Source organism: Buttiauxella noackiae ATCC 51607 (genome assembly GCF_001654865.1).
In the GTDB taxonomy this organism is placed as follows: domain Bacteria; phylum Pseudomonadota; class Gammaproteobacteria; order Enterobacterales; family Enterobacteriaceae; genus Buttiauxella; species Buttiauxella noackiae.
On the sequence record NZ_LXEO01000001.1, the window covers coordinates 1 to 4,972 of the forward strand.

At 47.1% G+C, this 4,972-nt stretch carries 4 protein-coding genes and 1 pseudogene; 4 read left to right on the plus strand and 1 reads right to left on the minus strand.

What is annotated here, in order from left to right; all coding sequences use genetic code 11:
* Positions 1-172 precede the first annotated feature (172 nt).
* Entirely contained in the window at positions 173-976 is an 804-nt protein-coding gene (gene dkgB, locus M979_RS00005) for a 2,5-didehydrogluconate reductase DkgB (protein WP_064552930.1), read from the plus strand.
* Here the strand turns inward: dkgB and yafC are convergent.
* Positions 973-1,886: pseudogene (gene yafC, locus M979_RS00010) on the minus strand (DNA-binding transcriptional regulator YafC). The gene dkgB and the pseudogene yafC sit on opposite strands and share 4 nt — an antisense overlap.
* Before the next feature lie 104 nt (positions 1,887-1,990).
* On the opposite strand from yafC, the gene M979_RS00015 reads away from it, so the two are divergent.
* The 3 genes from M979_RS00015 to M979_RS00025 all read left to right on the plus strand — a co-directional run bounded on the left by M979_RS00015 (position 1,991) and on the right by M979_RS00025 (position 4,958).
* Positions 1,991-3,166, plus strand: a complete 1,176-nt coding sequence (locus M979_RS00015; RefSeq protein ID WP_064552934.1) for an MFS transporter — start codon at positions 1,991-1,993, stop codon at positions 3,164-3,166.
* A 150-nt stretch (positions 3,167-3,316) separates the two neighbouring features.
* Positions 3,317-4,120 (plus strand): endonuclease/exonuclease/phosphatase family protein, encoded by an 804-nt coding sequence (locus M979_RS00020; protein ID WP_034461607.1) that lies wholly within the window; start codon positions 3,317-3,319, stop codon positions 4,118-4,120.
* Positions 4,121-4,190: 70 nt separating this feature from the next.
* Positions 4,191-4,958, plus strand: a complete 768-nt coding sequence (locus M979_RS00025; protein WP_064552936.1) for a class I SAM-dependent methyltransferase — start codon at positions 4,191-4,193, stop codon at positions 4,956-4,958.
* Positions 4,959-4,972 lie beyond the last annotated feature (14 nt).

A 4,972-nucleotide genomic window follows, 5' to 3' on the forward strand; every position in this document is an offset into this window, starting at 1 on the left:
AAGCCCTGAGTCTAATAGACTCAGGGCTTTTTTCATGTCTGTAATTCAACCAAATATCTTCCTACTATTGCGTTTAACGCAAATATCTTCTGCATTTACCTGTCTTTTTCAGCAAAGTGATTACCGCCATAATCCTCGTATTGACCACACATATCCATTAATGAGGTAAATAATGACAATTCCTGCATTTGGTCTGGGTACTTTTCGCTTAAAAGACGACGTAGTTATCGCATCAGTAAAAACAGCTTTAGAGTTGGGTTACCACACTGTTGATACCGCACAAATCTATGATAATGAAGCGGCTGTAGGGCAGGCGATTGAAGAGAGTGGTGTAGCTCGTGATGAGTTATTTATCACGACCAAAATCTGGATTGATAACCTTAGCAAAGACAAATTAATCCCAAGCCTGAAAGAAAGCTTACGTAAATTGCATACCGATTATGTCGATTTGACGCTGATTCACTGGCCATCACCGAATAATGCGGTTCCGGTAGCAGAGTTTATGCAAGCATTGCTGGAAGCCAAAAAAGAAGGGCTGACACGTCAGATTGGTATCTCTAACTTCACGATCGATCTGATGCAACAAGCCATTGATGCCGTGGGTGCTGAGAATATTGCTACCAACCAAATTGAGCTTTCACCCTATCTGCAGAACCGTAAAGTGGTTGATTGGGCACATGAACATGATATCCACATCACTTCTTATATGACGCTTGCCTATGGCAAAGCACTGGCAGATGAAGTTATCGGGCGAATTGCTAAAAAGCACAATGCAACGCCTGCGCAGGTCATTTTGGCCTGGGCAATGAAGTTGGGTTATGCGGTGATTCCTTCATCTACAAAACGTGAGAATCTACAAAGCAATCTACAGGCGCAGACTCTTATGCTGGATGCGGAAGATATGGCTGCTGTCGCTAAGCTGGACTGTAATGATCGACTGGTGAGTCCAGAAGGTCTGGCTCCTGACTGGGACTAATTTTCCACTACAGCCCCTCCGGGGGCTGTTGCACATGTTCGCTTAAAAAGTCTATAAACGCCCGAATGCGGCTACTGACGGCCCGATCGCTGTAATACACCGCACTAAATGGCATTTCTACTGGTAACAGCTTGTTTGTCAGTAATTCAACAAACTTCCCCTCAGCTATTTCTTTATTAATCATATAGTCAGATAGACACGCAATCCCATTTCCTGTCAGGCATAGTTGCTTAAGTGTTTCCCCACTATTCGATGTGATTCCCGGCGTAATGTCATAACGCAGCCCATCGGCCTGCGCTACTGGCCATTTATTGAGGCTTTCAGTCTCTGAGAAACCAAGACAAATATGATCCTGAAGATCTTCTGCATTTTTTGGCATACCGTACTGCGCTAAATATTCCGGCGAGGCGATGATTTTACGACGACTGGAAAAAAGAGGCCGCGCCCGCAACGTTGAGTCTGTCAAAGTTCCTGCTCGTATCGCGACATCGACTTTTCGCTCAATCAAATTAATAAATGTCTCAGATGAGATGAGGGAAAGCGTTACTTCCGGGTAACGCTCGCGGAAAGGCTTAATCAATGGCATTAAAAGGTGCAACATTACGGGAGTTGCAGCATCAATACGCAGTAAGCCGCGTGGGCTTTGTCGCGTTTCCATCAACTCATTTTCCGCCGCTGCCATTTCCTGCAAAATCTGTTGTACACGGCGGAAGTAGCGCTCACCTTCCTCGGTGAGGCTCAGTTGGCGGGTTGTACGATTTAGCAGAGTGACACCTAACTTCATCTCTAATTTCTTTACTGAGCGACTGACTGCCGAATTTGCCATCTCAAGTTGGCTCGCGGCGCGACTGAAGCTTCCGCTTTCTACAACAGCGACAAAAATCGTCAGTTCTTCTGAGGTGGCCTTCATTGTTGCTCCTGAGACAAAATTCTATTGAGATTTTGCATATTTTTGTTATTTAACCATCTTGCCATACTGCGTGTCATCAAAAGACACCTGTTATGGAGTAAATCATGCCTCTGGCGCTTTGGGCACTGACTATCAGTGCATTCGCAATCGGTACTACCGAATTTGTTATTGTTGGACTGGTACCAACAATTGCTGAGCAACTTTCAATTTCGCTCCCTTCTGCGGGATTGCTGGTTTCAATTTATGCATTAGGAGTTGCTGTTGGTGCTCCTGTACTAACCGCGCTGACAGGAAAGTTGCCTCGTAAACAGCTACTGATCGGACTGATGGCGCTATTCACAGCAGGTAACTTGCTGGCCTGGCTTGCGCCTAATTATGAAACGCTGGTCATTGCTCGTTTGCTCACAGGTCTTGCGCACGGTGTTTTCTTCTCAATTGGTTCGACTATTGCAACCAGCCTGGTGCCTAAAGAGAAAGCAGCGACTGCAATTGCCATTATGTTTGGTGGCTTAACGGTTGCATTGGTCACAGGTGTACCTCTCGGAACGTTTATCGGGCAGCATTTCGGATGGCGTGAAACCTTCCTTGCGGTTTCTGCAATCGGTGTGATTGCATTAATCAGCAGTACTATTCTTGTGCCAAAAGATATCCCGACCCGAGCGGTTGCTAGTTTGAAAGATCAATTAAAAGTAATGACTCACCCTCGTCTTTTAATCATCTACGCAATAACAGCACTAGGTTATGGTGGCGTGTTTACAGCATTTACCTTCCTGGCTCCGATGATGCAAAACCTGGCAGGATATTCACCAGCCGCGGTAAGTTGGATTTTGTTGGGATATGGAGTCTCTGTTGCTATCGGTAATATCTGGGGTGGGAAACTTGCAGATCGCCATGGTGCTGTACCGGCTTTAAAATTCATTTTTGCAGCACTCGCCGCATTACTGCTTGTCTTCCAGTTCACTGCGAGTTCGCATATTGGCGCTTTAGTGACGGTATTGATTATGGGAGTCTTTGCTTTCGGCAATGTACCGGGATTGCAGGTGTACGTTGTGCAGAAAGCTGAGTTGTACGCGCCAAATGCTGTAGATGTTGCTTCTGGGCTGAATATTGCCGCTTTTAACGTCGGGATTGCATTAGGCTCTGTAATTGGTGGTCAGACAGTTCAAAGCTTTGGTTTAGCCCAGACACCGTGGATTGGGGCCGTAATTGTTGTTGGCGCACTATTATTAATTACCATCAGTGGTCGACTGGATACACGTCGTGAAGTTGCTATCGGTTAGACATTCACAACAAGGCTGTTAGCAATTACTTACGGTCTTGTTCGTCAATGGTTTGAATTGGTCGTTGAAACTCGGCACCAAAGTCCCTATAACTGAAAGACAGCCTTCGATTTGGAGGCTTCTTTGGTTATAGAGGTCATTAGTAAAAACGTGCGCAAAAATACTTATGCCATGAGATATGTTGCCGGTCAGCCAGCAGAACGTATTCTGCCCCCTGGCTCATTTGCAACTATTGGTCAGGCATTGCCACCCGGCGAACCTTTACCAAGTGAGGGTTCACTAAAAGTATTAGTGTGGAATATCTTTAAACAGCAGCGTGCAGAATGGCTTTCTGTACTGCAAAACTTCGGTAAAGATGCTCATCTTGTTTTATTGCAGGAGGCTCAAACGACCCCTGAACTGGTAAAGTTTGCCACCAGTAACTATCTGGCCGCCGACCAGGTTCCGGCATTTGTCCTGCCTCAACACCCCTCAGGTGTTATGACTCTTTCCGCTGCTCATCCTGTTTACTGTTGTCCGTTACGCGAACGCGAGCCGATTTTACGCTTGTCCAAATCTGCATTAGTGACCGTATACCCACTGCCTGATGGTCGGTTGTTGATGGTTGTGAATATCCACGCGGTCAATTTCAGTCTCGGTGTCGATGTCTACAGCAAGCAGCTTGGGCCGATTGGCGATCAAATTGGCCACCATAATGGGCCGGTGATTATGGCGGGTGATTTTAACGCCTGGAGCCGCCCACGCATGAATGCGCTTTACCGCTTCGCCCGTGAAATGACTCTGCGGGAAGTGCGTTTCACAGATGACCATCGCCGCCGTGCTTTCGGTCGCCCACTTGATTTCGTGTTTTATCGTGGTTTAAACGTTGCAGAAGCCTCTGTTTTGGTGACTCGTGCGTCCGACCACAATCCTCTACTAGTCGAATTCCGTCCCGGCAAACCTGAGCTGAAGTAAGGTAAGTCAGGTCTGCCATTGGGCAGACTATGTGCTGCCCTTACTTACAATCATCTGCAAGGACAATACAATGACAACACAATCTCACCATGACAAAGTCGATCAACAGTTTGGCTCGCAGGCCAGTGCCTATCTGACAAGTGCTGTGCACGCTGCTGGCCGCGATCTGGAGCGTCTGAGCGCGCGTCTGGCTGATTTCCCTGATGCGCGTCTGCTCGATATGGGGTGTGGGGCAGGGCATGCGAGCTTTATTGCGGCGGCTCAGGTGAAAGAGGTGGTTGCTTATGATCTCTCAGAACAGATGCTCAGTGTGGTCAATGATGCGGCTAAAATGCGTGGCATCTTCAACATCACGACTCAACAAGGTTATGCAGAAGTGTTGCCGTTTGATGATGGTTCTTTTGATGTGGTGATTAGCCGCTATTCAGCTCATCACTGGCATGATGTAGGTAAAGCATTGCGTGAGGTAAAGCGTGTACTGAGACCTGGTGGTGTTGTAATTTTTATGGATGTGATGTCTCCAGGTCATCCCGTTCTCGATATCTGGCTGCAAACGGTTGAAGCATTGCGCGATACATCTCACGTTCGTAATTATTCAAGTGGCGAGTGGTTGAGCCTGTTGAATGATGCGGGCCTGGTCTCGCAAAATCTCTTGTGCGACCGATTGAATCTGGAGTTTACATCCTGGATTGCCAGAATGAGAACACCTGAAGCTCTGGCTGACGCTATTCGAATCTACCAACAGAGTGCATCAGATGAAGTGCAGCGTTATTTTGAGTTGCAGGGAGATGGCTCGTTCACCAGCGACATTATTTTTGTGGAAGCAAAGCGCGTGTAATTCAGGACGGGTCA